Source organism: Ensifer adhaerens (assembly GCF_002940685.1).
GTDB lineage: Bacteria > Pseudomonadota > Alphaproteobacteria > Rhizobiales > Rhizobiaceae > Ensifer > Ensifer adhaerens_E.
The window spans coordinates 132295-158771 of the sequence record NZ_PNFP01000011.1 but is presented as its reverse complement, the minus strand read 5'-3'; the positions used below and the strand labels follow the sequence as shown (position 1 = coordinate 158771).

Sequence of the window (26477 nt, the reverse complement as noted above, 5' to 3'; positions counted from 1 at the left end):
ATGCGGATTTTCAGAAACGACGGCCACCGGCGTTGCGGTGGCCGTCGAACCGATCAGTGTTCGGCAAGCCAGGTGCTGTAGAAACTCGGGCGTCCAACAGCCTCGAAGGCAACGCCCTGAACGTAAGGTGCACCGGCATAGGCCTGCGGCTCCTCGAAGATCGGGATCGCATAGGCCTGGTCGACGACGTAGTCCTGGACTTCGCCGGCAATCGCGAGGCGCTTCTGGCGATCCGGCTCGGAAGCCAGCGCATCGAGCAGGCCGTTCAGCTTGGTGTCGACGAAGCTCTGGACCTTGTCGCTGAGCCCGCCCTTCTGGCGCAGCACGTCGCGGTTCTTCGGATAATACTGGCTCTTGATCACATCGGGATCGGCGCGGCCGACCATGGCTGGCGATACCGGCGTCTTCAGCGGGTCGAGGTCATCCACCGTCTTGCTGCCGCTGTCGCCGGCAAGCACGCTGAGCTTGACTCCGACCTTGCCCCATTGCTGGGCGACCAGTTGCAGCGTTTCCTTGTTCTGCGGCTGCGGCAGGGACTCGTAAGCCGTCAGCACGAGCTCCTTGCCATCCTTCTGGCGCAGCCCGTTGGCGCCAACCGACCAGCCGGCTTCATCGAGCAGGGCCTTGGCCTTCTCGGGATCGAAGGCGAGCTTGGCCGAGATATCCTTGTAGCCGAGCGCGGACGACGCGATGATCGATGTCGCCTGCGGGTAGTTGGCGGAAAAGAGCGTGCTGACGATTTCCCTGGTGTCGGTCGCGTGCAGCAGCGCCTGGCGCACCCTGACGTCAGCCACCAGGGGGTTGTCGGGGCGGAAGACGACGCTGTTGTTCACACCGCGCGTCGAAGGCGCGTAGATCTGATAGTCCTGGGTCTCGACCTGGCGCTCGTCATAGGCCTGGACCTGCCGGATGAAGTCCGCCTGGCCCGCGAGCAGCGCGCCGATGCGCACGCTGTCTTCGCCGGTGATGATGTATTTGATGCCGTCGAGATAGGCGCGGCCCTGGTGTTCGAGCTTGGCCGGGCCCCAGTTGTATTCGTCGCGTGCCTTCAGATTCAGTTCCTTGCCGATCGTCTCGCTCTCGACGACGAACGGGCCGGAGCCGATGATCTTCGTGGCGTCGCCGAGTTCTTCGAAGGGCAGTGCCAGCGTGCTTGCGGCCACCAGGCCGGAACCGATGACCGACGTTCCCTGAAGGAACCCCGGCGACGGCTTCTTGAAGTAGAATTTGACCGTCAGCGGATCGACCACTTCGCTGCGCTCGTAGTTGTTGATGACCTCGGAGACCGGCTGCTTCAACGCCTTGTTGCCGAGGCCGAAGACGTCGTAGTTCTTGGCAACGGCAGCGGCATCCAGCGGCGTACCATCGGAAAACGTCACGCCCGGACGGATCTTGAACGTGTACTGCGTCGCATCCGCATTGACCGTCCAGGATTCGGCGATCCAGGGCTCGATCTCGAGCGTCTTCGGGTTCTGGTAGGTCAGTTTGTCGGTGATCTGGTTGAGGATGCCGCCGTTCGGATAGAAACCGCCCGCCGGCGGGTAGAGGTTCGTATGGGCCTGCTGCTCCAGATAGATCAGCGTTCCGCCTTTGACCGGGTCGGCCGATTGCGCCTGGGCACCGCTCAGAGCCAGGCCGGTGGTTGCAAGCGTCGCCAGGGTCAGCGCCAACCGTTTCAGTTTCGTCGTCATGATCGCCTTCCTTCAGAAATCAGGAGGCTATGGTACGGCGACCATCAGCATAATCAATTAAATCTAGTAAATTAATATGCTATATGTGCCGGCTGAACGGAAAGAAGCATCTAGCGCCTTGCCATGAGCGAGATAATTGTCCCTTCCCGCCTCTTTCCCATCAAATTCGGTGGGAGCGGGACCAATCGAAGTGTGGAAAGAAACGCGCTGACAACCACCGCCACATACGCGACATGGACGCGTGCTTGATTGCGAGCGGCATTGACAACTATGTCGTCATCCGTTGAAAAATCTTGGCAATTTTCTTTGAACCTCCCAAGGATCGTAAACATCATGGAAAGCAACAAAGTCCTCGTCGTCGGCGGTGCCGGCTACATCGGCTCGCATACGTGCCTCGAACTCGCCAACAAGGGTTTCGAGCCTGTCGTTTACGACAACCTTTCAAACGGACACGAGGAATTCGTCAAATGGGGCGTGCTGGAAAAGGGTGACATCCGCGACCGCAAGCGGCTCGACGAGGTGCTCGCCCGCCACAAGCCGCGCGCGATCCTGCATTTTGCCGCGATGATCGAGGTCGGTGAATCGGTGAAGGACCCGGTTTCCTTCTACGACAACAATGTGATCGGCACGCTGACACTGCTATCGGCCGCGCTTGCCGCGGGCGTCGAAGCCTTCGTCTTCTCGTCGACCTGCGCCACCTACGGCCTGCCCGAAAGCGTGCCGATCGACGAACAGCACCGCCAGGCGCCGATCAACCCCTACGGCCGCACGAAATGGGTCTGCGAACAGGCGCTGAAGGACTATGGCCAGTACAAGGGCCTGCGCTCGGTGATCCTGCGCTACTTCAACGCCGCCGGCGCCGATCCGGAAGGTCGCATCGGCGAGTGGCACGAACCCGAGACGCATGCCATCCCGCTCGCCATCGACGCGGCCCTTGGCCGGCGCCAGAGCTTCAAGATCTTCGGCACGGACTACGATACGCGCGACGGCACCTGCGTGCGCGACTATATCCACGTGCTCGATCTTGCCGACGCACATGTGCGCGCCGTCGAACACCTGCTTTCCGGTGGAGAAAGCGTCGAGCTCAACCTCGGCACGGGCACCGGCACAACCGTCAAGGAACTGCTGACGGCCATCGCCGACGTTTCGGGACGCGAATTCCAGGTCGACCTCGTCGACCGGCGCGAAGGCGACTCGACCACCCTGGTCGCCAACAACGACAAGGCACGCGACATTCTCGGCTGGGTTCCGAAATACGATCTCACCGACATCACCCGCACGGCCTGGAACTGGCATTCCCGTCGCAATCAGGGCGCCTGAGACCCAAACCGCCTCCGGCGCGGCTGTCATCGCCGCGCCGGTTGGCTCACGGTTGTCAGGCCCTGTGCTCGACCGGCCTAGAAAAGAAGCCCGACCGCAGCCGCTTCGTCAGCGGTTTTTCGATCAGAAGATAGGCGAAAACGCCGAGCGCGGTCCCCGCAACGGCTGCCAGCAGCGCCGATGTAAGCGGCCTGATACCCATCATTCCACAAGCCTTGACCACGACCGAAATCGCAAAGGTGTGCCAGAGGTAGATCGAGTAGGACGCATCGCCAAGCAGCATCGGCAGCCTGCGCGGACGGAACCAGCCCTGCGCCTCAAGCCCCAGAGTTCCCAAGACAAGCATGACGGCCAAGGGCCCAAGGATGAACTCGTCGAATGGCAGGCGAAGCACGGCAAGCGCCACAAAGCCTGAAAGCGCAATGGCGACAAGCGCAAGGCTGGACAGTGCGCCGGGTATCCGGTGTCGCAGCCAGCATTCGGCGACAATCATGCCTGCCACGAATTCGAGAATGATGGGCCGCGTGTAAGTGACGAAGAGCGCGCTATCGCTGTCGACGGCGAAACCGATGGCAACCAGCGCCGAGAAGCAGCCGGCGATCGCCAACAACCGCCTCGACCGTGGCAGCAGAAGCGCCGCGGCGAAGACGGCATAGAAGAACATCTCGTAGTTCAGCGTCCAGCCCTGCACCAGCACTGGCCAGATCTCGCCGCTACTTGGCGAGCGCATGGGAACAAACAGCAGAGAGGCGAGTACATGCGCGTTGCCCAAGACGAGATTGGGAAACAGGCCGGCAAGGCCACCGACGACCATCACCGCGGTTGCGAGCCAATAGATCGGTGCAATCCTCTGGATACGATCGCGCAGGAAGGCGAGCGGTGACACTGGTCGCCGCTCGCTGATCACCCACATGATGAAGCCGCTGATCACAAAGAAGACGTCGACGCCGGCAGCGCCGATCGCGAAATGGTGTCCGGTGCGTTCGGCGGCATGAAAGATGACGACACCGAGCGCGGCTAAGGCACGCAGATACTGAATGCCGTAGATCGTCGTCCGGGCGCCGGTCATCGATACCTCAGGCGCAGCGGGATCTCCGACACGGACGACGGCGGGCGATCTTCGACGTTCAGCTGCGTGCGTCGTTCCGGCAAAGTCAGCTTTCCGGCGGCGAAATAGAGCAGGAACGACCCGATGTGATAGGGATTCATGATGTCGATCTCGACGAAGGAGCGGACCAGCAACAACAATGCGATGCCGAAGAGCACGGAGGATTGGGTGTCATGGTCCTGGGTCAACAACCTCTTGGTATGACCGAGCACGGTTATCAGCAGGATGCCGGACAAAAGGACGAGCCCGATCGCACCGGTCTCCACCATCGCCTCGATAAAGGTGTTGTGGAAATGGAAGCCGGAGCGTGTGGCGATATAGAACTCTTCCCACAGGCGTTCGGGCTCCGAGAAGCCCTGGACCCAATAGGCCTGGTAGCCGACACCGACCAGCGGTAACGACATGGCCGCTTCTATGCCCTGCTGCCACAGATAGGTCCGTCCGGTCAGGGTGGAATCCTTGCCGAAAAGCCCGAGCACGAGATCGACGCCGCCGCCATAGATCGCCGCAACGGCGACCATGACGCCGCAGACGGCGGCCGCAAGGAAGAGACCCTTGCGGTGCGCGGGCGACAACAGCCCGACGACCCGCATGCCGAGCCAGAGCCCGAGGATCACCACCGTGGTCAGAACCGACGTCGCGGATTGCGATGCAAAGAGAGAGTAGGCCGCCAGCAGCCCGACCAGGCCGGACACCGCGAACCAGAGGCCGCGTTCGCCAAGGGCCATCGGCGCGATGAAGGCGAAATAGATGCCGAGCGAGGCATAAAAGCCGAGCTGGTTCTTCGAGGCGAAGGCGCCGACGAAACTATAGGTGCCGTCGAGCGGATCGAGGTGATAGACCCCGAAAAGCAGCGAGTAGACGAGAACGACGCCGGTTCCGGCGATCGCGCCACGCACGAGTGTCCTGACACTGACGACCCGCATGGCAATCAGGGCGCAGACGACATGAGAGAGATACTGCACTCCGGTTCGTGCCGTCATCCCCGGCGCCGCCGACCAGAAGACCGAAAGGCAGGCGAAGATCGCAAAGCCGAGGATCCAGAGGCGAGAGCCATAGTTGCCGAGCACGCGACGGTAGTCGATCAGCACCAATGGCAGCCACAGGCCGTAATAGAGCAGGATCGACGCCTGCCCGAAGCGCGAGGAATAGGCGAAGACGAACAGCGACAGCGCAATCGCCACGGTGCCATAGACACCGTTTCGATCGGGAGAAATCAGGCTCGCCTTCGCAATTTTCACAGCCGGTCCTACTGGGTTGCCAGGTTGGCTTCGACCTTGATCACGTCACCGGGCAGGACGGGCGTGTTTTCGTCGGCAGCGATCTCCGTCGGCTTGCCGTCGCGCTCGCGCATGATCGAATAGCCGATCGTCGCCTCTGCCGCGTTGTCCTTCGACTGCGCGGCTTCCGCCGATTGCAGCAGCGCTTCGGCCATCAGATCGCGGCTGGTGCCGAGCTTGATCGAAAGCGTGTCGAGTTCAGACTCGGTGTTTTGCAGGTCCTGCGCCAGTTGCGCATCCCAGTCGTTGCGAAGATTGGTTTCGTCCTGCGCCGCCTTGCTGACATCCTGCTTGGCCTTCAGCGAAGCCGTGTCGATGTCGAGAAGGGCGGCCTGCAGTTCGGCAACGCGCTGCTCCAGGGACAGTTTGCGCTGGCTGAGCGCCAGACCCTTTTCGGCAAGGCTTTCCACCTTCTCGCGATCTTCGACGACCAGCGCGAGCTGGCGGTTCTGGGTTTCCGTCTTCTTTGCCAGCGACTGGATCTCGGTTTCGAGCAAGGACTTCAGATCGGCGAGCGACTCCAGCTGCAGCTTCTGCTTGCGGTCGCGCGAAGCCATCAGTGCCGTCTCGTTTGCGAGAAGCTTATCGATACCGGGAACGCCCTGAAGGTCCTTCGGCAGTTCGATCCCCTCCTTTTCGGCAATCTCGGCCTGAAGGCGGGCACGACGGATCAGCAGCCTGTTGCGCTCGGCCGTCTGGACGCTCGAATCGCCATGCGCATTGATGTAGTCGCGCGCGAAGCGCTGGCCGCTTTCCGAACGGCGCAGTCCGCCGCCAAGGCTCACGGCCTTCAGTACCGTCAGATTGGGGGCAAAAGGATATTCGCCAGGCTTCTGGACTTCGCCCGCGAGATAGACCGGGCGGTATTGCGCGAGCTCGACGGAGGCAGACGGCCGATCGCGCAGACCGAAGAGCGTCTGCATCTTCTCGCCGATCGCTTCGCCAACTTCGGTGGTCGTCTTGCCCGCCGCCGGCAGGTCGCCGATGAACGGCAAGGACAGCGCTCCCGAGGGACCGACAGTGTACTCGCCGCTCACAACAGACCAGTCACGGACAGCGCCTTCCGCTGTCTGCCATTCGGCCACGCGAATTCTCAGCCTGTCCATGGTGCCGAGCTGGTAGTCGTCGGCCCAGGCCGGAAAGGCGAATGCGAGGGCGGCGGCAATGAGCGTCGCATGACGCAGGAAACGGGGTAGCGTGCGCTGTCCGCGCGACTTTCCCGACAGATTGAGTTTTTTCATTTGGGTTTCCCGAATGAAGGCGCGCCGTCCCGCGACCGGTCGTGCGGGCTTTCAGGCGCTGTTTCGTCAGTAGCTGCCGCGCGAAAGGCAAACGGCGGGAATGGTCTTGACGACGATGGAGAAGTCGCTCAGCAGCGACCAGTTCTGGACGTACTGGGTATCGAACGCGATACGTGTCGCGTAGGAAACATCGTTGCGTCCGCTGATCTGCCAAAGGCCGGTGAGACCGGGACGAGATTGCAGGTAGTAGACGGCGGCGCTGTCGTAGAGTTCCAGTTCGTCCTCCACCACCGGGCGCGGGCCAACGATGCTCATTTCCCCGCGCACGATGTTGACGAGCTGCGGCAGCTCGTCGAGGCTCAGTTTGCGCAGGACGCTGCCGACGATCGTGACACGCGGGTCATCCTGCAGTTTGCGCGTTGCGCGCCATTCCTCGTAGGCGGCCGGATTCGCCTTGAGATAGTCCTGCAAGATCCGGTCTCCGTCGGGACGCATCGTGCGGAACTTGAGGCAGCGGAACGTCTTTCCGTTATGGCCGACGCGGCGATGGCCATAGAAGATGCTGCCGCCGTCGGAAAACTTGACGAGCGCCATGAGCATCAGGAACAAGGGGCTCAGGAACACCAGAGCAAGGGAAGCGGCAAGCACATCGAAGCCACGCTTCGAAACACCGCCCACAGGCGGAACGGCCGCAGACACTGCGGCACTGAAAAACGGCGAATTGGCCGATCTGGTCGCAGACTTCATAGAGCTGACTCCATTTACGTTTGGCGATTGGTCGGTCTCCCCAGAAGGGGCCCACAGCCCACACGGGGGCGCGCTCATCGTGAATAATGAACGTCTGGTAAGGATTTGCTTTTTGAAGGCGAAATAAAGGCGGGTATCCCCGCGGTGGCCAAAATGCGTATATCACCACTTTCGAATATGAAATATTTCCCGCACCGAATGCCGTTATATTGTTGAGAGAAAAAGTATCACCTCGCACGCATTCCTGTATTGTTCCCAATGATTGAAATTACATTTCCGGGTAGATGACGATATCTTTGCAGGACGATGTTTTCCTTGAGCTTCCGGCACCAGATTTTCCGCTCGCCAAAGTTATCGGCGGTTCATATTCCGCAAATTTTGTTGCGACGCACCAAGTCTTTGCGCCGCACACAAAGCGTCCGCCCATCGCTCGAACTTGTAACAAAAGTTGATCGGGCCGCGCATGCCGCGGCAACCATCGGGCGACGCGTGGATCGTAGCCCCGACGGAAAGTGGAAAATCGGTCGCCCGGCCCAGACTGCTCACCCCCACCCTTCCGCACGATCAACTGAATTTGATTCGTTCGTCACTGATCGAAACGCGACATAAAGATTTGCCTGCTTGGATGGAACGAAGCGGCGGCTATAGCCGGTTGCAGCTGATGTCCGTCGCCAATATATTAAGATCTGCAGAGGAAAGGCCAATTTGCGATGACGTCTGCAACGATAGAACCGATTGCGAGCTAGTGCCATGTATGCACCACGCGTCTTCGTGAGCATGATCGGCGCCCTAACGGTTTTTGCTGTCGTCACCTATTTCCTGAACGGCTCGCTCACATCCACGCTGATCCAGACGGCGATCTGCGCAATCCTGATCCAGATCGGCTACTTCCTGGCCGTCGTCTTCCTGATCTGGAGGAAGGCGCGCGAGCGCGGAAAAAAGACAGCCGAGGTTTTGCAATCGGCCAATGACGACAAGCCGGGCAGCAACACCCGCCACCTGAACCGCCCCGGTCACTTCAACCGTTGACCGCGCGGCTGGATCTGCCTGCCGCCCTGTTCTCCCAAAAAAAGTCTGCGTTGACGCGGTTGCGACACGATCGGCCGGCATGGTGCGCCCGTTACCGGCAAGATTCCATGCCGGCCCTGCATGATCTGCCGGATCGGCAATGATCCGTGTTCGTCATGCAGCGACCTAGAACTGGTGCAGTTCCCTTGGCCGCAAGCGCCGTTCTGCCCGCGAGACCCGATGCTGGAGGCCCTCATGACCACAGTCACCCGGACAGACGTCTGCGTCATCATTGCTGCAAAGAATGCCGAGGCGACCATCGCCCGCGCAGTCGCTTCGGCCCTGGCCGAACGTGAGGCGGCTGAGGTGGTCGTGGTCGACGACGGCTCGACCGACCAGACGGTCGCTGCCGCGCGGTCAGCCGACGATCACAGCGGACGGCTGACGATCGCGCGCTTTGAAAGCAATCGCGGCCCTTCGGCGGCGCGCAACCACGCCATTGCCATCAGCCGCTCCCCGATCCTGGCGATCCTCGACGCAGACGATTTCTTTCTGCCGGGTCGGCTCGGCCGGCTGCTCGCAGAAGAAGACTGGGATTTCATCGCCGACAACATCGCCTTCGTGGGCGAGGCCGCAGCGACGGGTGCGGAGCCAAGGGTCGACGACTTCCCGCCGCAGCCACGCCTTCTAGGGCTCGTTGATTTCGTCGAAGGCAATATTTCACAACGGGGGATGAAACGCGGCGAGATCGGCTTTCTGAAGCCGCTGATGCGGCGCCGCTTCCTGGACGAGCATGGCATTCGCTACCAGGAAGCCCTTCGTCTGGGCGAGGATTACGACCTCTACCTCCGTGCGCTGGCGAAGGGCGCGCGTTACAAGGTCATTCAAAGCTGCGGCTATGCGGCGATCGTGCGCGGCAATTCGCTGAGCGGCAGCCACCGGACCGAGGATCTCAAGCGTCTCTACGAGGCCGATCGTGTCATCCTGTCGGCAAACGACCTCGACAGTGAAGCGGCGGCTGCCGTACGTCGCCATGAGCGCCATGTCCGTGGCCGCTACCAGCACCGCCGCTTTCTCGACCTGAAGAAGGAACGCGGCGCGATCGCCGCAATCGGTTACCTCATGCGGCGCCCAGGGGCCGCGCCAGCCGTCACCGCCGGCATCCTTGCCGACAAGACGGAACGCTTCAGGCCTCGCAACGATACGACGACGACGGGTCGAGCGACGGCAGTGCGCTATCTTCTGCCCGTCGGCGCGGAACGCGCTCGCTAGCTGCAGACGTGACGGCGCGCCCGTCACATCGTATCGTAGTAAGCGCAAGGCGCTCCGGAATCATCCCCCGGCGCCGTTGCACAGCGTTCTAGAAATAGGCGCGCCGCACGGCGGCCAAGGCATGCTGGAAGCGCTCCTTGCGCTCTGCGAGCCGGCTGTCGCTGCTTAATTGCGGCGCTGCCCGGGTCGCCTGCCAAAGCGCAAGCGTCGACGGCGCCGCAAGAACCTGCTTGGCAGCACTTCGCAGGAACGTCTGACGCGGCTCTCTCGCGGCAACCATCACCTCGTCGTAGGCGGGCCTAAGATTCGCGGCCTCCGGCACGGTCTGCGCCTCGAAGCCCATGCCCCAGAAACGAGCCCCCTTGATCATGGCTTCGGTGCGGCTGGAGACCGGCACATGGCGGGGACGGTACTCGACACCGACCGTTTTTGCCCAATCGTTCCACTTGAAGCTGTTGATGCTGTCCGATGTCGTCACCGCCACCCAGGGAACGCGGAAAGCATCGGCAAGAATCGCTCCGTGCATCGATTCGGCGACGATCAACTCCGATTGCGCGATCTCGCGGATCACGCTCTTGGCCTCACCGCGCGGATCGATGTAGTGCAGCCCGACGGTGCCGCAAGTGACCGGCCACATGCCGGCGATCGCACTTTCCCAATGGGGAATGAAACTGCGCTTGTATAGCTTGGGCAGGTTCTGGAATTCGGGCATGTCGGCGACCATGACGGCGGGATCGACGATGCCGCGCTCCGGCGCAAGGCCGATTTTCTCGGCCGTCAACGGCCCGCGCACGCAGCGAAGGTCCCATTCGGCAGCATCCCGCATGTCCGGCAAGGTGCCGTAGCCGAAACCGCTGCCGATCACGAGCTTGCGGACGCCGTCGGGCAGAAGCGCGCGGTTGAGCACCGTGCCGACGCCGACGAGGAGGATGTCGTCATGGACATCGCGAAAACCCGGCAGCAGGAAATCCCAGAGCCAGAGGTTGAGGTCGTCGCCGAAATTGCCGTGCTGAGATTCCCAGTAATAGGGCTTCATGGGCGGTCCCTTCTTTCAGAATGCGAGATAGGTTCGATGCCGCGCCTGGCGGCCTTGTTCTTCCTCCGAAAAGGAGTTTCTGTCCGGATCAGCGTGAACGGGAAAACTTGCCGACGGCAAGTTCGAATGCGCTTTGCAACAGCTTGGGGTCTCGCAAGACCCAGCGAGCAAGCAGACGGAACTGCGGCGACTTGCGTCGCTTCAGCCGGCGTGCCTGGCTCCAGAGCGCCTGACGACGGGCCGTATGCTGGTAGGATTGGATCGACGCGACAGCCGATGGCTTGCGCGAGAGCCGGTGTTCCAGCGTCTCCAGGGCAACGAAAGTATTAAATTGCTGCTGCAGGAACTGCGGTGAATCGTTGTCGATCGAGTGGAAGATGTTGATGCCTTCCCCGCGCTCGGCACCGGCCGCATCGCAAAGCACGACACGGGTTGCTGCGAGAATGCAGTCGCAGAAGAACAGCACGTCCTCGGCCGCAAGACGCAGTTCCGCATCAAAGCGCACCGTCTCGAACAGCCTGCGACCGATCACCATGCAGGAGAGATGCAGGAAGCTCCAGTTCCGCAGCATGACGTTGGAAAGATCGGGAATCTCGACGACGAGCGGGCTTTCCTGCAATCGCACGACCGTATCGCTCTCGTCGAGATCGGCGACGCCGAAATGGTAGTAGAAGGCTTCGCTGCCGGTGATCGACGCCCAGTAGCAGTCGGCGCCAAAACGGCCCATGCTGTCGACGGCATTCTTCAGATGATCGACGGCCCAGATGTCGTCGGAATCAAGAAAGGCGGCGAACTCGGAGTCGGCGGGAACGTGGTCGAGCCCGGTGTTGCGCGCGCCGCCGGGGCCCTTGTTTTCCTGCCGGATCACCGTCACGCGCGACCGCTCCGCGTCGGCAAGCGGTAGCAGCTCCTCGTCGATCGAGTAGGGAGATTGATCGTCTATCACCAGGACATGGAAGTCTTGGAAGCTCTGGACAAAGACGGACGCGAGCGCGCGCCGAAGAATACCCGGCTCCTTCTGGTAGTAGGGAATAATAACAGTCAGCTTCGCCATCTTTTCGCCCCTGCGGTTTCTCTAAAAGAGTATTGCGTGGTCTCCTCCCACCGGGTCGCGACCTCAAATCTAGCGCTTGCCCTTTGTCGGAAATCCTTCAAAGGCATCACGGGATGCTCACCATGCCTTCAAACGTAAACGCCAAGTCTGTGACTCGGAACGTCGGCTGGAGCGTCCTTTCAAAGACAGGCACATTCGGGCTGAAATTTGTCACCGTGCCGATTCTGGCGCGTATCCTGACGCCGGAGGAGTTCGGAACGGTCGCCGTCGCGCTCACCGTCGTCCAGTTTCTGGCGATGATCGGCGGCGCCGGTCTTGCCTCCGCTCTGGTCATCCAGCGCGACGAGGACATGGAGCTCATTCACTCTGCGTTCTGGGCCAATCTGGCGGTTTCGCTTATGATGGCGCTCGGCCTTTTCGTCTTCGCCGACCCGCTCGCCAGCCTGCTCGGCGCGCCGGAGGCAAGCCATCTGCTTGAGATCATGAGCCTGCTCATTCCGTTGCAGCTTGCAGGCGACGTCGCCTACGCGCTGCTTGCGCGGCGAATGAATTTCAGCAAGGACGCGGTCTGGACCATGCTGTCCGAAATCCTCGGGGCGCTCGTTGCCGTCGGCGCGGCGCTTCTCGGCTTCGGCGTGTGGTCGCTGCTTGCGCAGCTCTTCGTTTCCGCATTCATCCGCCTGGCCGGCCTCTACGCCGTATCCGGCTATGTTCCCCGCTTCGTGTTTTCGGCGCGTCGCGTTCTTTCGCTTTGCCGCTTCAGCTTCGGCATGATGGGCTCCGAGATCGCCAACTTCGTCACCTTCCAATCGCCGATGGTCGTCATCAGCCGCTATCTCGGTCTTTCGGATGCCGGCGCCTATTCGGCCGCGAACCGCTTTTCCAGCATCCCCAACCAGATCGTACTTTCGGCGGTCATGGGCGTTCTCTTCCCTGCCTTCAGCCATATGGGCGAGGACCGACAACGTCGGTCGCAAGCGCTGATGCTCAGCACCCAGGTTACCACCGTGCTGCTTGCGCCAATGATGTTCGGCCTCTGGGCGCTCGCCGAACCGGCGATGGTCGTACTCTTCGGCCAGCAATGGGCCGCGGCCTGGCCGGTGCTCGGGTTGCTCGCGCTCTCAAAAGGTCTGCTGACCCCCTGCAGCACCTACATTCCCTATCTAAAGGGCATCGGCCAGGGCACGACCCTCTTCTGGTGGGCGGTGATCCGCGCGATCGCCACCACCGCCGCCGTCGCCTATGGTGCGATCGGCGGATCACTGGTCGAAGCGATGATCGCGCTCTGCCTCGTGAACGTCGCGACGCTTGTCGGCTATTCCTGGGTGGTCTTTCGCGCCGACCGGCTGCCCTTCCTGCGCGGCTTCCTGATTTCGGTGAGGCCGCTCGCCTCGGCTTTCGTCATGGCCGTCGTGGTAAGGCTGTTGCTGGAACACTACGGAGCGCTGCTTCCAAGCGCTATGCTCCAGGTTCTTGCCGGCGCAACGATCGGTGGCCTGATCTACCTGACGCTGGCCCTCGTCACCGAACGGCCGCTGCTGGCGAAACTGGCGGGCATGCTTCGCTCTCGCGGGGATTCGAACTCGGTGCCCGCGGCGGCCGAGTAACCATCGAAACGGGGCCGGGACTGCCTCACCCTCGCCGTATTTCGGCGGAGAACGCGGCGCATCTCACGGTTCGCGCCGAAATACAGAAGAAAAAGTGCACAATTTTTCGTTGCATTTGGCGCCAAGCCGCAAGCAAAAGCGTTGGAAAATCAGGCATCTGTAATATTCCGCAACTGTCGGCCACGTCGTCGTTTTTTCCGGCGCCGCAGGAACGGATAGGCCTATTTTCCTAGTTCCTCGACAGCTCTTCGTGCTGCAGCGCAACAAATCAAGACCGATTCGTTTGCTGCGGCGCCATATTTTGATCCGCGCCCGAGCCTACTCTCCTGGGTGCGGGCTCTGGTCTGCTCTGTTGAAACGGCCGCTTCAAAACGTGCTGCCAGATGGGGGTGACGGACATCGTTGATGTGAACGCGAATATCTCGTCGCGGATCAATCTGATGCGCATCGTACTGATCTCAGGCATCGTCTTCGTGCACGTGCCCTATGATCCGGCGACCAGTCCTTATGCCGGCACATACGGCGGGCTCGACTGGCTGCGCGTGTTCCTGGGCGAGAGCCTTTTCCGTGTCGGCGTCCCGTGCCTCAGCGCGATCTCCGGTTATCTGTTGTTCCGTCGCGGCTTCGACAATTTCGATTATGGCAAGACACTGAAGACCAAGGCTCGAACCGTTCTGTTGCCGTTCCTCCTGTGGAACCTGGCGTTTCTCGCACTGGTTTTCGTCGCACAGAGCAAGGATGTCAGCTCGGGTTACCTGCCCGAAGTCGTCGGAGCCAGCCTGAGGGAGTGGCTGAGCCTCGCCTTCGCGCTGGAGGACATGCCGATCAACCTGCCCCTCTATTTCCTGCGCGACCTCCTGCTTTGCATCGTGCTTTCGCCGGCGCTCGGCTGGCTGATCAAGCGCTACCCGGCACAGACGCTCGCCGTCCTTCTTGCCTACGTGGTGCTTCCCGTGCCGAACGGCATCTTTCTGAAGAAGTCGATCCTCTTCGGATTCAGCGCCGGCATCTGCATGAGCCTGCATCGCATCGACATCCACCGCCTCGATCGATTTTCCTGGCCGATTGCCATCGCTTTCTTCAGCGCAGCGGCGCTCTTGTCCACCCTGCTCTTTGAATATGGTCCGAACTTCCCCGTGTGGCTCGAGACCCTGCGCAGCCTGATTGCGATTTCCGGCATCGTGGGTTCCTGGGCCGTTTCCGCGCTTCTCGTCCGAACGAGCATCGGCGCCGCGCTGGCGCGCGGCAGCGGCCTGAGCTTCTGGATCTTCTGCACCCATTTTCCGCTGCTCGTGCTCTTCTGGATGATCTGGAATCGCATGGACATCGGCTACTACCCGGCGTTTTACGGCCTGGCCCCACTTGCCACGATCGCCATGCTCACCGGCGCCTATACGCTCTCCGAGCGATGGCTGCCGGTCCTCACCGCCATTCTCACCGGCAGCCGGACTGGCTCCGCCCGCAACACGCGTGCGCGGACTGGGGCTGTTCGCGCCGGCCCCTCCCCCCAGCAAAGGACCTGACCATGAGATCGAACCGACCTCACCGCCTCGCCCTGCTCACCCTCGTCGCCGCCGGCCTCACCGGCCCGGCCTTGGCCGAAAAAGCCGCGACGGGTGCGTCTTTCATCGACGATTTCGATACGCTCGACACCGCCGTCTGGTACGTCTCGGACGGCTGGAACAATGGCGGGCATCAGAACTGCACCTGGTCGAAGAAGCAGGCGAAGGTCGCCAACGGCATCGCCGAGCTGACGTTTACCGAAGGAAAACTCGGCGAACGCAATTACGCCTGCGGCGAAATCCAGACCCGCAAGCGCTTCGGCTACGGCACCTATGAGGCGCGGATCAAGACGGCCGACGGCTCTGGGCTCAACTCCGCCTTCTTCACCTATATCGGTCCGGCCGACAAGAAACCGCACGACGAGATCGATTTCGAGGTGCTCGGCAAGAACCCGGCAAAGGTTCAGATCAATCAATACGTCTCCGCCAAGGGCGGCAACGAGAAGCTGGCCGACGTGCCCGGAGGCGCAAACCAGGGCTTCAATGATTACGCCTTCGTCTGGGAGAAGGAACGCATCCGCTATTACGTGAATGGCGAGCTGGTCCACGAAGTCACCGACCCCGCGAAGATCCCGACCAACCCGCAGAAAATCTTCTTCAGCCTTTGGGGAACGGACACCCTGACGGACTGGATGGGCGCCTTTGCCTACAAGGGCCCCTCGACGATGCAGGTCGACCGGGTCGCTTTCACCGCGCCGGGCGACGAGTGCCAGTTCGCCGAGTCGATTGCCTGCAAGACGAACTAGCCGGCGACGGGAAGCCGCGCCGGTGGGCGCGGCTTCCTGCTCCGCAAGGCTCAAATTTGAACCATGTCCGGCGCGGCCGGACAGAAAACCGGATGTTCATGCTGCAGATACTTTACTTCGCCCAGGATCTTGCCGACCCCGCCGTTCGCCGGCGCGTGCTGATGCTGCTTGCCGGCGGCGCAAGGGTGACGCTTGCCGGGTTCAGGCGCGACGCAAATCCGCTTGCGACGATCGAAGGCATCGTGCCTGTCGAGCTCGGCACCACCCATGACGGCCGCTTCGTCCAGCGGGTCGGTGCGATCGCCAGGAGCTGCCTCTCGCTGAAACAGGCGCTGCGCGGCGTCGAACGTCCCGATCTGATCATTGCCCGCAATCTCGACATGCTCGCCATCGCCAGGAAGGCCGTCGGTCTTTTTGGCGGCGACGTGCCGATCGTCTACGAATGCCTCGACATTCACCGCCTGCTCTTGCGCCCGGGCATCGCCGGCAAGACGCTCCGGGCGAGCGAACGCCTTCTCGGGCGCGACGCGCGCCTCCTGATCACCAGTTCTCCCGCCTTCGTCGAGCACTATTTCCGCCCGCTATCGGGCATCTCGGCGCCGACCGTGATGCTTGAGAACAAGGTGCTCGAGCTCGACCAAACCGATATGCGACCATTGGTGACCGCGGCAGCGCCGCCCACAGATGGCCCGTGGCGGATCGGTTGGTTCGGTGCCCTGCGCTGCCGCAAATCGCTGGCGCTGCTGGCAGCCTTTTCGCGCCGGATGGAGGGCCGCTTCGAAATCGTGCTGCGCGGCCGGCCGGCCTATCGCGAATTCGACGATTTCGACGGCTTCATCCGCAACGAACCCTTCATGCAGTTCCACGGCCCGTATCGCAGCCCGGAAGAACTTGGCGCGATCTACTCCGACGTGCACTTCACCTGGGCGATCGACTTCTTCGAGGAAGGCCAGAACTCCAAGTGGCTGCTGCCGAACCGGCTCTATGAAGGCTGCCGCTTCGGGCGGGTGCCGATCGCGCTGCGCGGCACCGAGACCGCGCGGTTTCTCGCCATACGCGGCCTTGGCGCGCTGCTCGAAGAGGCTGATGCCGAGGCGCTTGCCGCGCTCATGGGGTCGATGACCTCCGATATCTACCACGACGCATCCCGGCGGATCGCGGCTTGCGCGCCGGAAACCTGGATCTTCAATCGCAGCGATTGCGAGGGCCTCGTGCGCCGTCTCTCGGCCGTCACTGCGGCCGCCCCGCCCCGCGTCGCGCTGGATTTCCCGCAAGCACAGCAAAATGCGTCAACGCCCCAGAACGAAGGTGGATTGTCATGAGCATACGTGTCCTCATCGTCATTCCCTGCCTCAACGAGGCGGAACATCTGCAAGGCCTCGTCGAAGCCCTGCTGCCCGCGGCGCGGCGTCTCAACGGCACCATCCTGATCGCCGACGGCGGCAGCAGCGACGGCACCCGTGAGATCGCAGCGCGTCTCGCCGAAGCAGACCCGGCGGTACTCGTCCTCGACAATCCGAAACGCATCCAGAGCGCTGCGATCAATCTTGCGGTCGAACGCCATGGCGCGGCGTTCGACTATATGATCCGCATCGACGCGCACGGCACCTATCCGGACGACTATTGCGAACGTCTCGTCGAGGAGGCTCTTCTGACCGGCGCGGACTCGGTCGTCGTCGCCATGCAGACGGTCGGCTTCACGCCGTTCCAGAAGGCGACGGCCTACGCCCAGAACTCCAAGCTCGGCAATGGCGGCGCCAAGCACCGGCTCGGCGCGACGAGCCACTGGGCCGACCACGGGCACCATGCGCTGATGCGCATTTCCGCCTTCCAGGCGATCGGCGGTTACGACGAGATCTTCAGCCACAACGAAGACGCGGAGTTCGACTATCGCTTCCGCCAGGCGGGCTATCGCATCTGGATGACCGACCGCACCAGTATGATCTATTACCCCCGCGCCAAGGTTGGGCCGCTCTTCCGCCAGTATTTCGCCTATGGCCGCGGACGCGCGCGCAATGTGCTCAAGCATCATGCCTGGCCGAGCCTCCGGCAGTTGCTGCCGCTTGCCGTCGCTCCGGTCGCGGCCGGCGCGCTGCTCGCGGTCGTCAGCTGGCTTGCCGTCGTTCCGGTCGTGCTCTGGGCCGCGGCCTGCATCGGCTACGGCATGTGGATGGCGCTCGGTCAGAGGAACCCCTACGGCCCGCTCGCGGCCATCTCGGCAATGGTCATGCATTTTGCCTGGTCGGCCGGCTTCTGGCGGGAATTGCTCACTCTGCGCAACCGGAGGATCGCGCCATGACGAACACCACGGCCCGGACACAGATCGACATTGCAGTGTGCACGTTTCGCCGGCCGGAGCTTGCAGAAACGCTGCATTCCCTCGCGCTCATCACGGTGCCCGCCGACGTGGAGATCCGTATCATCGTCGCCGACAATGATGTGACGCCGAGTGCCGAGGCGCTGGTCAACCAGATGCGCCCGACCATGCCTTGCGAGATCCTCTACGTGCATTGCCCGGCTTCCAACATCTCGATTGCCCGCAATGCCTGTCTCGACAACAGCACCGGTCACTATCTCGCCTTCGTCGACGATGACGAAACGGTGTCGAGGACCTGGCTCGTTCAACTGCTCGATACCGCGCATGCGACCGGCGCCGATGTCGTGCTGGGTCCGGTTCGCGCCGAGTATACGCTGTCGGCTCCGAACTGGATGCGCCGCGGCGATTTTCATTCGACCCGGCCGGTCTGGGTCGATGGCGAGATCCGCACCGGCTACACCTGCAATGTCCTCATCGATCTCACCCGCCCGGTCCTTTTCAACAGGCGGTTCAATCTGGCACTCGGCCAGACGGGCGGCGAGGATACGGAGTTCTTCCGTCACATGCATGCGGACGGCGGGCGTCTCGCCTATGCGCCGGACGCCCTGGTCTTCGAACCGGTGCCGGAGAAACGCGCACGGCTTGCCTGGCTCGCGAAACGTCGCTTCCGCTCCGGCCAGACCCATGGCCGGCTCTTGAGTGTGCCGGGCCAACCCGGCAGGCAAATTGCCGAAATCGCCCGCGCGACGGCGAAATCCGCCTATTGCGGCCTCGCAAGCCTGCTGCTGTTCGGATCGCCGGTCGCCCGTTCACGCTACGCGCTGCGCGCAATCATGCATGCGGGCGTCGTCAGCGGCCTCATCGGCGTGCGCGAGCTTCGGCAGTACGGAGCGGCGACCGCCTGATGACGCAACGCGCTCCCGACGTCAGCTTCGTTATCGCGGCCTACAACGCCGCCGACACGATCCGCCGCGCCATCGACAGCGCGCTTGAACAGTCAGACGTCGACGTCGAGGTGATCGTCGTCGACGACTGCTCGAAGGACGATACCTGTGTGGTCGTCGAAGAGGTCGCCGATCCGCGCGTGCGGCTGCTGCGGCTTGCCGAGAACCGCGGGCCGGGCGGCGCGCGCAATGCCGGTCTCGAAGCGGCGCGTGGCAACTGGATCGCCATTCTCGACGCGGACGACACCGTCAGCCCCGGGCGGCTGTCGCGCATGATCGGTCTTGCATCGAGGACCGATGCCCGGATCGTTGTCGACAACATCGACGTGCTGAACCTCGACGGCAGACTTGAGCGCATGTTTCCCGAAGCCGAGCTTGCGCGTCGTCGGACGCTGACGCTTGCCGCCTTCATCGGCTCCAATGTGCTGTTCCGTTCGACCTACAATTTCGGCTACATGAAGCCGATCTTCGAGCGTCGGTTCCTGAATGCGCATCGCCTGCGCTTCGAGGAAACGATCCGGATCGGCGAGGACTACATCCTGCTCGCCTCGGCGCTTGCCCATGGCGGGCGCTGCGCCATCGATCCCTCCGCCGGCTATTGCTACCACATCCGCGAAGGCTCGATCTCGCGCGTGCTCGAACTTCGCCACATCGAAGCGATGATGACGGCCGACCGGGAATTCCTTGCCAGGCACAGCCTCGATGCCGAGGCTCAGGCAATGCAGCGCCGGCGCGAGAAAAGCCTCGTCGAGGCACATGCCTTCCTTCGCCTCGTCGAGCACCTGAAATCCAGATCGTTGGCCGGAGCCACCCGGGTGGCTCTGACCAACCCCAGAGCGCTTCGGCACCTCAGAATGCCGATCGCCGTGCGATTGCGCCGGCTGCTTGCGCCAATCGCACGCATGAAGCCTGCCACCGCGGTGGCGGCCAAACGACCCACCTCGGGCGAAAGCCCACACGTAAGTAAAGGATAAAAGCATGGACCGTATCAGGACCGTCAGGAAAGCTGTGATCCCGGTCGCCGGCAATGGAACGCGGTTTCTTCCCGCGACGAAGGCGATACCGAAGGAGATGTTGACGATCGTCGATCGTCCGGTCGTGCAATATGCGGTCGATGAAGCCCGCGAAGCGGGCATCGAGCACATCGTATTCGTAACCAGCCGCAACAAGCAGGCGATCGAAGACCACTTCGACGACACGCCGGAGCTGATCTCGTCGCTCTCCCGTTCCGGCAAGAATGCCCAGATTTCCGAACTCGAGGAGATGCTTCCCCGCGCCGGTTCCGTCAGCTTTACCCGGCAGCAGGCGCCGCTCGGCCTCGGCCATGCCGTCTGGTGCGCCCGCGATCTCATCGGCGACGAGCCCTTCGCCCTGCTCCTGCCGGACATGCTGTGCCACGGCGGGCGCGGCTGCATGGCCGGCCTTGTCGACCTTTACCGCCAGACCGGCGGCAACGTTGTCGGCGTCGAGCAGTGCGTACCGGAAGATGCCTCGAAATATGGCATCGTCGGCAAGGGCGCGGCCGTCCCCTACGGCTTCGAAGTCACCCAAATGGTCGAAAAGCCGCGTATGGGCGAAGCCCCTTCGAATTTTTATCTGAACGGCCGTTACATCCTGCAGCCGCAGATCTTCGACATACTCGCCCACCAGCCGCGCGGTGCGGGAAACGAGATCCAGTTGACCGACGGCATGCTGAAACTGTCGCAAAATCAAGCGTTTCACGCCCATCCCTATGACGGGCGCACGTTCGACTGCGGCTCCAAGGAAGGTTTCATTGCGGCCAATGTCGCCTTCGCGCTGGCGCGCTCCGATCTCGGCGACGCGGTCTATGCTTCGGTCAAGGACATGGTCCTGTCTCACGAAGGCCGCATCCGCGCCGCATAACCGGCTCTGGCGCCTCTTTCAAAGGAAGAGGCGCCGGCCTTCGGACCAAAGGGAAACGGACAGAGCGACCCAATGAACCAAAGAAGTCTCCCCTTCAACAGTGTCGTACCGCGCAACGTGGAGGAGCCCGACGGCTTCATCGACCTCGACCGACTGTTTTCGGTCGTCGTCCGTCGCGCCAGAACTGTCGGCCTGTTCGTGGCGCTCTTCATCGCGCTCGGTGTCGCCTATCTGATTTTCGCAACGCCGTTCTATACGTCGATGACGCAGATCCTGCTCGACGAGAACCTGTCGAAGTTTGCCGAAGAACAGGCGCCGCCGCAAAACAGCGCCCTGCTCGACACCCAGATTGCGAGCGCCGTGGAAATCCTGAAATCCGGCGAGCTTGCCCTGCGTGTTGTCGACAAGATGAACCTTGCCGACAACGACACGGTTCTCAATCCGCCCCGTTCGCCATCCGACGTCGTCAAGGACGGGCTGAAGTCCGTCACGAGCATCTTTTCGAGCGGGCCGGAGATTTCCGAGGATATGGCCCGCAACGGCCGGAGGCAGAAGGCGGCGGCACTGCTGCAGCAGGGACTGGCGGTCGAACGCGTGACGCGAAGCTCCGTCGTCTCGCTCGCCTATCGCTCCAGTGATCCGCAACTGGCGGCCGGGATCGTCCGGACCTACGCCGACGCCTATCTCAATGACCAGCTCAATGCCAATTTCGAGGCGACGGAACGCGCCTCGGTGTGGCTTCAGGAGCGTCTCGCGGACCTTAGGCAGCGCACGCAGGCCGCGTCGCTCGAGGTGGAAAAGTACCGCAGCGAAAACGGCCTGACACTCGCCCGCGGCGAGCTCATGTCGGAACAGCAGCTGGCCGATCTCAACAGCCAGCTCATCATTGCCCAGGCCGACAGCGCAAGCGCCTCTGCGCGCTACAAGCAATTCCAGGCGATCGTCGACCAGGGACCGGAAACAGCCGTCAAGAACGCAACGATTTCCGCCAAGGAAGGCGACAACTCGGTCATCCGCGAACTGCGCACCCGCTACCTTGCGGTCAGCAAGCGCGAACAGGAGGTGAGCCAGAGCTTCGGCGCCGACCATCCGCAGGCCGTGTCGCTCCGCAAGGAGAAAACCGATGTCGGCCGCCAGATCTTCCAGGAACTGCAGCAGCTGACGGCGAGCTACCGCAACGAGTACGAGGTGGCACGCTCACGCGAGGCGTCGCTGCGGGAAAACATCGAGGGCACCACCGGCCGCAACGCCAACGCAAACCTCTCGCTCGTGCACCTGCGCGAGCTGGAACAACGGGCGGCGGCACTGAAGACGCTCTACGAGACCTATCTGAACCGCTACGAGCAGGCCTCGCAGCAGCGCTCCTTCCCGATCGCAAAGGCGCGCGTGATTTCCAGCGCCGGCGTCCCGGCCTCGCCTTCGAGCCCGAAGAAGACGATGGTGCTGGCCCTTTCGGCGGTGCTCGGCCTGATGGCAGGGGGCGCGTTTGCCGCCTTCCAGGAGTTTCGCGAGCGGACTTTCCGGCTGGAAGGCGACGTGCGCTCCATCCTCGGCCACCGTTCCTTCGGCTACATTCCATTGGTCGGCCCGCGTCAGCCCGGAACCACGGATCTCGTTCGTGCCAAGCTGATGAAAAACAAGACGCCGCTGCCGGTAACGCAAGGGGCTCCCTCGTTCGAGCGTCTCAGCCGTATCGTGCTCGACGCACCCCGCTCGTCCTTCACGGAAACCTTCCGCAACGCCAAACTCGCCTGCGACCGGATGCTGACCGGCAACGGTTCACGCGTCATCGGCATCGCTTCGGCGGTGCCCGATGAGGGCAAATCGATCATTGCGGCAAATTTCGCGGCCCTGCTCGCCGCAAGCGGCAAGAAGACCCTGCTGATCGATGCCGACATCCGCAAACCGGGCCTCAGCAAGATGATCAATCCGCCGCCGAAGTCGGGCCTGGTGGAAGCACTGACCGGACAGGCCTCCTGGCCGGCCGGCATCAAGATCGATCAGCAGACGAAGCTTGCGATCCTCCCGGTCGGCGGTGAAGCGGTAGCAGGAAACGGCCCGTATGACAGCCATGACCTGCTTGCGTCTCCGGCCATGGCCGAGCTCATCGACAATGCCCGCAAGTCGTTCGACTATGTGGTCGTCGACCTCGCGGCACTCGCCCCGGTCGTCGATGCCAAGGCCTTTACACCGCTCGCGGATGGCTTCCTCTTCGTCGCGGAATGGGGACGGACCCCGTCGCGGCTGGTGCGGGAGCTGTTGCATTCAGAACCGCAGATCAATTCCAAGATCCTCGGTGTGATCCTCAACAAGACCGACATGCAGGAACTGGCAAAGTACAGCGACTTTGGCGGTGCCGAGCATTATCGCCACCGGTATGAGAAGTACTACATCGAAAGCGCCGGCACGCGCCGCAAAACCGAGGCCGCCTGATGCGGGCGCGCCTCGCCGTGATCCACCGCTCAGTTCTTCCAGAAGAGCGGCGTCAGGATGACCAGAACGGTGAGGATTTCCAGACGGCCGAGCAGCATCATCAGTGACAGGAGATAGAGCGCCGGGTCGGTCAGCGTCGAGAAATTGCCGGCCGGCCCGATGATCGGGCCGAGACCGGCGCCAACGTTGGAAAGCGCCGTTGCGACTGCCGACACAGCAGTGACGAGATCGTAGCCCATGGCCCCCATCGCCAGGCTGCCGAAAGCCCAGATGAACATGTAGGCCGTGAAAAACATGAACACGGTGCGCTGCACGTCGATATCGACGAGGGTCTTGCCATACCGCACGGTGTGGACCGCATTGGGGTAGATCAGCTTGAAGAGACCCGCGCGGATCGAATTGAAGATGATGATGAAACGGTAGGCCTTCATGCCGCCGGCCGTGGAGCCGGAGCAGCCGCCCATGAAGGTGGCGGCAAAGGCAAGCGCGACGATGAACTCCCCCCAGAGCATGTAGTCGTCGCTGGCAAAGCCGGTTGTCGACAGGATGGATGAGACGGTGAAGAAGGCATGCGCCAACGCCTCGTTGGCGGCGACGCCGTTGACCAGCCGCTGATAGAGGCTTGCCGCGAGCGCAAGTATCGTCAGATAGGACAGAAAGACGATGATCTGCGGATCCTTCAGCGTGTCGAGCCGGCCACGAACGATGAAGAGGATGAGCACTGAAAATGGCAGGCTGCTCAGCGTCATGAAGAAGGTCGCGACCCAGAGGATCGGCAGGCTCTTGAAGTAGCCCAGCGAGGCATCATGGGTGGAGAAGCCACCGGTTGCGACCGTTGACATCGCATGATTGATGGCGTCGAACCGGCTCATCCCGAGGTAGGAATAGATGATCGTGCACGTCACCGTCATCACGACGTAGATGAGGACGAAGGCGCGGGTGAAGGTGACGATGCGAGCGAAGGGCTTCTCGGTGGTGTCCGAGGATTCCATCTTGAAGAAGGACATGCCGCCGACCCGAAGATAGGGCATGACGAAGAGCCCGAGCGCCACGATCCCGATGCCGCCGAGCCAGTGCAGAACCGAACGCCAGAGCAGAATGCCCGGCGGCGCGTGGTCGAGGCCGCTGATGACGGTCGACCCCGTCGTCGTGATGCCGGAAACCGATTCGAAGAACGCCTTGGCGAAATCGAGCTTCAGCGACGACAGCCAGAAGGGCATGGCGCCGACGAGAGAGATGACGATCCAGAGAAGGTTTACGACGAGGAAGCCCATCTTGCGGTTGAACAGCGGCGCACCGCCCTGCGTGGCAGCGATCGCCAGGAGCGACAGCCCTCCGGTCACGAAGGCCGAACCGGCGAAAACTTTCCAGTTGGGATGGTCATAGAACAGGTCGACGGCGGCCGGGAGCAGCATCGCCAGCGACAGATAGAACGCGGCCTTCGCGGCGATGTTGATCGCGGTCTGGTAAAGGGGTGCATGCAACGGTCGATCGCCTCAGCGCTTGTCCAGGACCGAATCGGTCATCGGAATTTGCGCCATTCAACCTCAAAGGCGCGCGATTTGCACCGGCTTGGGGGTGAGAACCGTTCGGCAGGCGGCGATCAGTCCCCGTGTTTTCGCCGATTTGTCCGTCGGGAACCCAAAGAGGCTACAGGCGCCTCCGGCACACACCGGGCAAGACGCGTCAATCGCATGCTGCACTGCGGCATTTTGCCCTTTCAAATCTAACTCACGAAAAGATCACAGCTTTTGGGCGCGTCAAGTCATCACCTTGACTTATTTGCACGTGTAAAGCCTGCTTCATCCGTTCCACATGCAACCTAGAGCACCACCGATGACCCCCGCCCGTTTCACCCAATGCCTTCTCGTTCTTCGTTGGACGCCGATCAATCTGGCGAGCGCGCTGCATTGCAACCTGGCATGGATCGAGGCGATGGAGACGGGTGAAGAAGAGGTTCCGGAAGAACTGGCGACCTGGCTCGAGAAGCTGACCCGAACCCACGAGGAACTTGGCATTCCCGTCACGTACCGCGGCAAGGGTTTGGAACCCGCGACAAGCCGCGCGGCGCGGCGCTGATCCGGCAGGAACGCCCGACCGTTGCGACGCCGCAGCCGGCGTGGCGTCAGTCGTCGTTGGCTGGTTCGATTGCAAGCGCGCCGGCCGGGCTGAGCTTGCCGCAGCGCCACAGCCGGTAATTTTTCTCGGTGTCCCAGTCGTAATAGTAGGCCGCGTCCAGCCGCTTCTCTTTTGAAAACTGCTCGAAGACGGTCCGCATGGCGGTCATCGCGCCTTCGCGTTCACGATCGTCGACGGGGCAGCTCTGCGCCCTGTTGCCGATCCCCCACTCCGTCACCCAGCAGGGCCGCCCCTGATCGGCGGGCTCGCAGAAGTCGAGCAGCTTGGTTGCCACGGACCGGATCGCCTTTGGATCCTTGCGGGCAGGATAGATGTGGATGCCATAGGCGTCGACGAACCTGTCCATGCCCTTCGTCTTCAGAAGCGCAATCACCTCGGCCGGGTCCAGACGCTCCATGCCCTCCCGGTCCGCCTGCCTGGCGCCCATGTCGGCGAGCCCGGCGGAGACGATGACCGCATCACGGCTCTCGCTTTGCTGCATTTCTTCACGCGTGACCCTGAGCGCCTCGACATACTTATCGAGCCCCTTTTCGAATGCGGCACGATCCCTGAGATCGGTGACGCTGCGTGGCGTTGGCTGGCCGGGTTTCTCGTAGACGGCGAGGTCGCCGTTATAGCCCGCGAGGTTGATCTCGTTTCCGGGTTCCACCGCATCCAGCCGGATGCCGAGCGCGTCCATGCGCTTCAGCGCCGCCTTGAGGCCGGCACGGTAGCGGTCAAGGTCGAGGTCCGACAGGCGGTTGATATCCCAGATGCGCCCGAAGCCGGTTCTCGGCCGGACAGTGTCGGCATAATAGCTCTTGTTCGACAACTGGATTTCGAGAAGGATCCGCAGCCCCAGCCGGTTGGCGATCTCCAGCGCGTCGATGCTCTTGTCGACGGGACGCGACAGCGAGAGCCGCACATGCGTGGCGCCGCTGTCGGCAATTTCCTGAAGGATGCGCTCCTGTTCGGCAGGCTTCAGCCAGGCGAGATTGAGGCGGTTGATGCCGAAACGCGCAACCGCAGCCTCACTCGCGAGCGCCGAACCGCCATGCGAAAGCGCAGCCCAACAGACCAGGGCGGCAACAAGCAGCGCCCAGGGCGCT

22 protein-coding genes are annotated in these 26477 nt (G+C 62.3%); 13 read left to right on the top strand and 9 right to left on the bottom strand.

Annotated features, from left to right (window positions below; genetic code table 11):
• Positions 1–53 precede the first annotated feature (53 nt).
• Positions 54–1691: a TIGR04028 family ABC transporter substrate-binding protein gene (locus C1A35_RS21600; RefSeq protein WP_104666308.1), complete on the bottom strand. Its 1638-nt coding sequence runs from the start codon at positions 1689–1691 to the stop codon at positions 54–56.
• A gap of 333 nt (positions 1692–2024) precedes the next feature.
• Here C1A35_RS21600 and galE point away from each other — a divergent pair, with 333 nt between their 5' ends.
• A complete protein-coding gene (galE, locus tag C1A35_RS21595; RefSeq protein WP_104666307.1) occupies positions 2025–3011 on the top strand; it encodes a UDP-glucose 4-epimerase GalE in 987 nt (328 codons plus the stop codon).
• 55 nt (positions 3012–3066) lie between these two features.
• Here the strand turns inward: galE and C1A35_RS21590 are convergent, their stop codons facing one another.
• From C1A35_RS21590 to C1A35_RS21575, 4 genes are all read right to left on the bottom strand, one after another.
• On the bottom strand, positions 3067–4080 hold the full coding sequence (locus tag C1A35_RS21590) for an acyltransferase family protein (protein WP_104666306.1): 1014 nt from the start codon (positions 4078–4080) through the stop codon (positions 3067–3069).
• Positions 4077–5360: an O-antigen ligase family protein gene (locus tag C1A35_RS21585; RefSeq protein ID WP_104666305.1), complete on the bottom strand. Its 1284-nt coding sequence runs from the start codon at positions 5358–5360 to the stop codon at positions 4077–4079. Before C1A35_RS21585 ends, C1A35_RS21590 begins: the two co-directional genes overlap by 4 nt.
• Before the next feature lie 8 nt (positions 5361–5368).
• Positions 5369–6640, bottom strand: a complete 1272-nt coding sequence (locus tag C1A35_RS21580; protein ID WP_104666304.1) for a polysaccharide biosynthesis/export family protein — start codon at positions 6638–6640, stop codon at positions 5369–5371.
• A 66-nt stretch (positions 6641–6706) separates the two neighbouring features.
• Positions 6707–7387 (bottom strand): sugar transferase, encoded by a 681-nt coding sequence (locus C1A35_RS21575; RefSeq protein WP_104666303.1) that lies wholly within the window; start codon positions 7385–7387, stop codon positions 6707–6709.
• Positions 7388–8137: 750 nt separating this feature from the next.
• Between C1A35_RS21575 and C1A35_RS21570 the strand changes: the two genes are divergently transcribed.
• Together C1A35_RS21570 and C1A35_RS21565 are read left to right on the top strand one after the other, a co-directional pair.
• Positions 8138–8416: an exopolysaccharide production repressor protein gene (locus tag C1A35_RS21570; RefSeq protein ID WP_104666302.1), complete on the top strand. Its 279-nt coding sequence runs from the start codon at positions 8138–8140 to the stop codon at positions 8414–8416.
• A 234-nt stretch (positions 8417–8650) separates the two neighbouring features.
• On the top strand, positions 8651–9667 hold the full coding sequence (locus C1A35_RS21565; RefSeq protein WP_104666447.1) for a glycosyltransferase family 2 protein: 1017 nt from the start codon (positions 8651–8653) through the stop codon (positions 9665–9667).
• Positions 9668–9755: 88 nt separating this feature from the next.
• On the opposite strand, the gene C1A35_RS21560 is transcribed toward C1A35_RS21565, so the two are convergent.
• Positions 9756–10703: a polysaccharide pyruvyl transferase family protein gene (locus C1A35_RS21560; RefSeq protein ID WP_104666301.1), complete on the bottom strand. Its 948-nt coding sequence runs from the start codon at positions 10701–10703 to the stop codon at positions 9756–9758.
• A gap of 88 nt (positions 10704–10791) precedes the next feature.
• Positions 10792–11757 (bottom strand): glycosyltransferase family 2 protein, encoded by a 966-nt coding sequence (locus C1A35_RS21555; RefSeq protein ID WP_104666300.1) that lies wholly within the window; start codon positions 11755–11757, stop codon positions 10792–10794.
• A gap of 122 nt (positions 11758–11879) precedes the next feature.
• Between C1A35_RS21555 and C1A35_RS21550 the strand changes: the two genes are divergently transcribed.
• The 9 genes from C1A35_RS21550 (at position 11880) to C1A35_RS21510 (ending at position 23250) form a co-directional block, all read left to right on the top strand.
• The gene (locus tag C1A35_RS21550; protein ID WP_104666446.1) at positions 11880–13364 is read left to right on the top strand and encodes a lipopolysaccharide biosynthesis protein; all 1485 of its coding nucleotides are present in this window, start codon (positions 11880–11882) and stop codon (positions 13362–13364) included.
• A gap of 440 nt (positions 13365–13804) precedes the next feature.
• Positions 13805–14887, top strand: a complete 1083-nt coding sequence (locus C1A35_RS21545; protein WP_272939264.1) for an acyltransferase family protein — start codon at positions 13805–13807, stop codon at positions 14885–14887.
• A gap of 2 nt (positions 14888–14889) precedes the next feature.
• Positions 14890–15672 (top strand): glycoside hydrolase family 16 protein, encoded by a 783-nt coding sequence (locus tag C1A35_RS21540; protein ID WP_104666299.1) that lies wholly within the window; start codon positions 14890–14892, stop codon positions 15670–15672.
• 98 nt (positions 15673–15770) lie between these two features.
• Positions 15771–16994, top strand: coding sequence for a glycosyltransferase (locus tag C1A35_RS21535; RefSeq protein WP_104666444.1), 1224 nt, complete (start codon positions 15771–15773; stop codon positions 16992–16994).
• Positions 16991–17971 carry a glycosyltransferase family 2 protein gene (locus C1A35_RS21530; RefSeq protein WP_104666298.1) on the top strand — a complete coding sequence of 327 codons (981 nt, stop codon included), beginning with the start codon at positions 16991–16993 and terminating at the stop codon, positions 17969–17971. The genes C1A35_RS21535 and C1A35_RS21530 overlap by 4 nt, the downstream gene beginning before the upstream one ends.
• Positions 17968–18894, top strand: coding sequence for a glycosyltransferase (locus tag C1A35_RS21525; protein WP_104666297.1), 927 nt, complete (start codon positions 17968–17970; stop codon positions 18892–18894). Before C1A35_RS21530 ends, C1A35_RS21525 begins: the two co-directional genes overlap by 4 nt.
• Entirely contained in the window at positions 18894–19907 is a 1014-nt protein-coding gene (locus C1A35_RS21520; RefSeq protein WP_104666296.1) for a glycosyltransferase family 2 protein, read from the top strand. Before C1A35_RS21525 ends, C1A35_RS21520 begins: the two co-directional genes overlap by 1 nt.
• A gap of 4 nt (positions 19908–19911) precedes the next feature.
• Positions 19912–20817, top strand: coding sequence for a UTP--glucose-1-phosphate uridylyltransferase (locus C1A35_RS21515; protein WP_104666295.1), 906 nt, complete (start codon positions 19912–19914; stop codon positions 20815–20817).
• A gap of 72 nt (positions 20818–20889) precedes the next feature.
• Positions 20890–23250: a polysaccharide biosynthesis tyrosine autokinase gene (locus C1A35_RS21510; protein ID WP_104666294.1), complete on the top strand. Its 2361-nt coding sequence runs from the start codon at positions 20890–20892 to the stop codon at positions 23248–23250.
• 29 nt (positions 23251–23279) lie between these two features.
• On the opposite strand, the gene C1A35_RS21505 is transcribed toward C1A35_RS21510, so the two are convergent.
• The gene (locus tag C1A35_RS21505) at positions 23280–24734 is read right to left on the bottom strand and encodes a TrkH family potassium uptake protein (RefSeq protein ID WP_104666293.1); all 1455 of its coding nucleotides are present in this window, start codon (positions 24732–24734) and stop codon (positions 23280–23282) included.
• 352 nt (positions 24735–25086) lie between these two features.
• On the opposite strand from C1A35_RS21505, the gene C1A35_RS21500 reads away from it, so the two are divergent.
• Positions 25087–25329 carry a hypothetical protein gene (locus C1A35_RS21500; RefSeq protein ID WP_104666292.1) on the top strand — a complete coding sequence of 81 codons (243 nt, stop codon included), beginning with the start codon at positions 25087–25089 and terminating at the stop codon, positions 25327–25329.
• Between the two features lie 46 nt (positions 25330–25375).
• Here C1A35_RS21500 and C1A35_RS21495 read toward each other — a convergent pair whose 3' ends face one another.
• Complete coding sequence (locus C1A35_RS21495; protein WP_104666443.1) at positions 25376–26464, bottom strand: glycoside hydrolase; 1089 nt, start codon at positions 26462–26464, stop codon at positions 25376–25378.
• Positions 26465–26477: the final 13 nt, after the last annotated feature.

What these genes read in the sequence shown, in the direction of transcription:
- C1A35_RS21510 (WP_104666294.1), top strand. Translation starts at nt 20,890, where the DNA reads ATGAACCAAAGAAGTCTCCCCTTCAACAGTGTCGTACCGCGCAACGTG.
- C1A35_RS21500 (WP_104666292.1), top strand. Translation starts at nt 25,087, where the DNA reads ATGACCCCCGCCCGTTTCACCCAATGCCTTCTCGTTCTTCGTTGGACG.
- galE (WP_104666307.1), top strand. Translation starts at nt 2,025, where the DNA reads ATGGAAAGCAACAAAGTCCTCGTCGTCGGCGGTGCCGGCTACATCGGC.
- C1A35_RS21570 (WP_104666302.1), top strand. Translation starts at nt 8,138, where the DNA reads ATGTATGCACCACGCGTCTTCGTGAGCATGATCGGCGCCCTAACGGTT.
- C1A35_RS21530 (WP_104666298.1), top strand. Translation starts at nt 16,991, where the DNA reads ATGAGCATACGTGTCCTCATCGTCATTCCCTGCCTCAACGAGGCGGAA.
- C1A35_RS21550 (WP_104666446.1), top strand. Translation starts at nt 11,880, where the DNA reads ATGCCTTCAAACGTAAACGCCAAGTCTGTGACTCGGAACGTCGGCTGG.
- C1A35_RS21590 (WP_104666306.1), bottom strand. Translation starts at nt 4,080, where the DNA reads ATGACCGGCGCCCGGACGACGATCTACGGCATTCAGTATCTGCGTGCC.
- C1A35_RS21535 (WP_104666444.1), top strand. Translation starts at nt 15,771, where the DNA reads ATGCTGCAGATACTTTACTTCGCCCAGGATCTTGCCGACCCCGCCGTT.
- C1A35_RS21600 (WP_104666308.1), bottom strand. Translation starts at nt 1,691, where the DNA reads ATGACGACGAAACTGAAACGGTTGGCGCTGACCCTGGCGACGCTTGCA.
- C1A35_RS21555 (WP_104666300.1), bottom strand. Translation starts at nt 11,757, where the DNA reads ATGGCGAAGCTGACTGTTATTATTCCCTACTACCAGAAGGAGCCGGGT.
- C1A35_RS21560 (WP_104666301.1), bottom strand. Translation starts at nt 10,703, where the DNA reads ATGAAGCCCTATTACTGGGAATCTCAGCACGGCAATTTCGGCGACGAC.
- C1A35_RS21515 (WP_104666295.1), top strand. Translation starts at nt 19,912, where the DNA reads ATGGACCGTATCAGGACCGTCAGGAAAGCTGTGATCCCGGTCGCCGGC.
- C1A35_RS21565 (WP_104666447.1), top strand. Translation starts at nt 8,651, where the DNA reads ATGACCACAGTCACCCGGACAGACGTCTGCGTCATCATTGCTGCAAAG.
- C1A35_RS21525 (WP_104666297.1), top strand. Translation starts at nt 17,968, where the DNA reads ATGACGAACACCACGGCCCGGACACAGATCGACATTGCAGTGTGCACG.
- C1A35_RS21580 (WP_104666304.1), bottom strand. Translation starts at nt 6,640, where the DNA reads ATGAAAAAACTCAATCTGTCGGGAAAGTCGCGCGGACAGCGCACGCTA.
- C1A35_RS21540 (WP_104666299.1), top strand. Translation starts at nt 14,890, where the DNA reads ATGAGATCGAACCGACCTCACCGCCTCGCCCTGCTCACCCTCGTCGCC.
- C1A35_RS21575 (WP_104666303.1), bottom strand. Translation starts at nt 7,387, where the DNA reads ATGAAGTCTGCGACCAGATCGGCCAATTCGCCGTTTTTCAGTGCCGCA.
- C1A35_RS21545 (WP_272939264.1), top strand. Translation starts at nt 13,805, where the DNA reads ATGCGCATCGTACTGATCTCAGGCATCGTCTTCGTGCACGTGCCCTAT.
- C1A35_RS21520 (WP_104666296.1), top strand. Translation starts at nt 18,894, where the DNA reads ATGACGCAACGCGCTCCCGACGTCAGCTTCGTTATCGCGGCCTACAAC.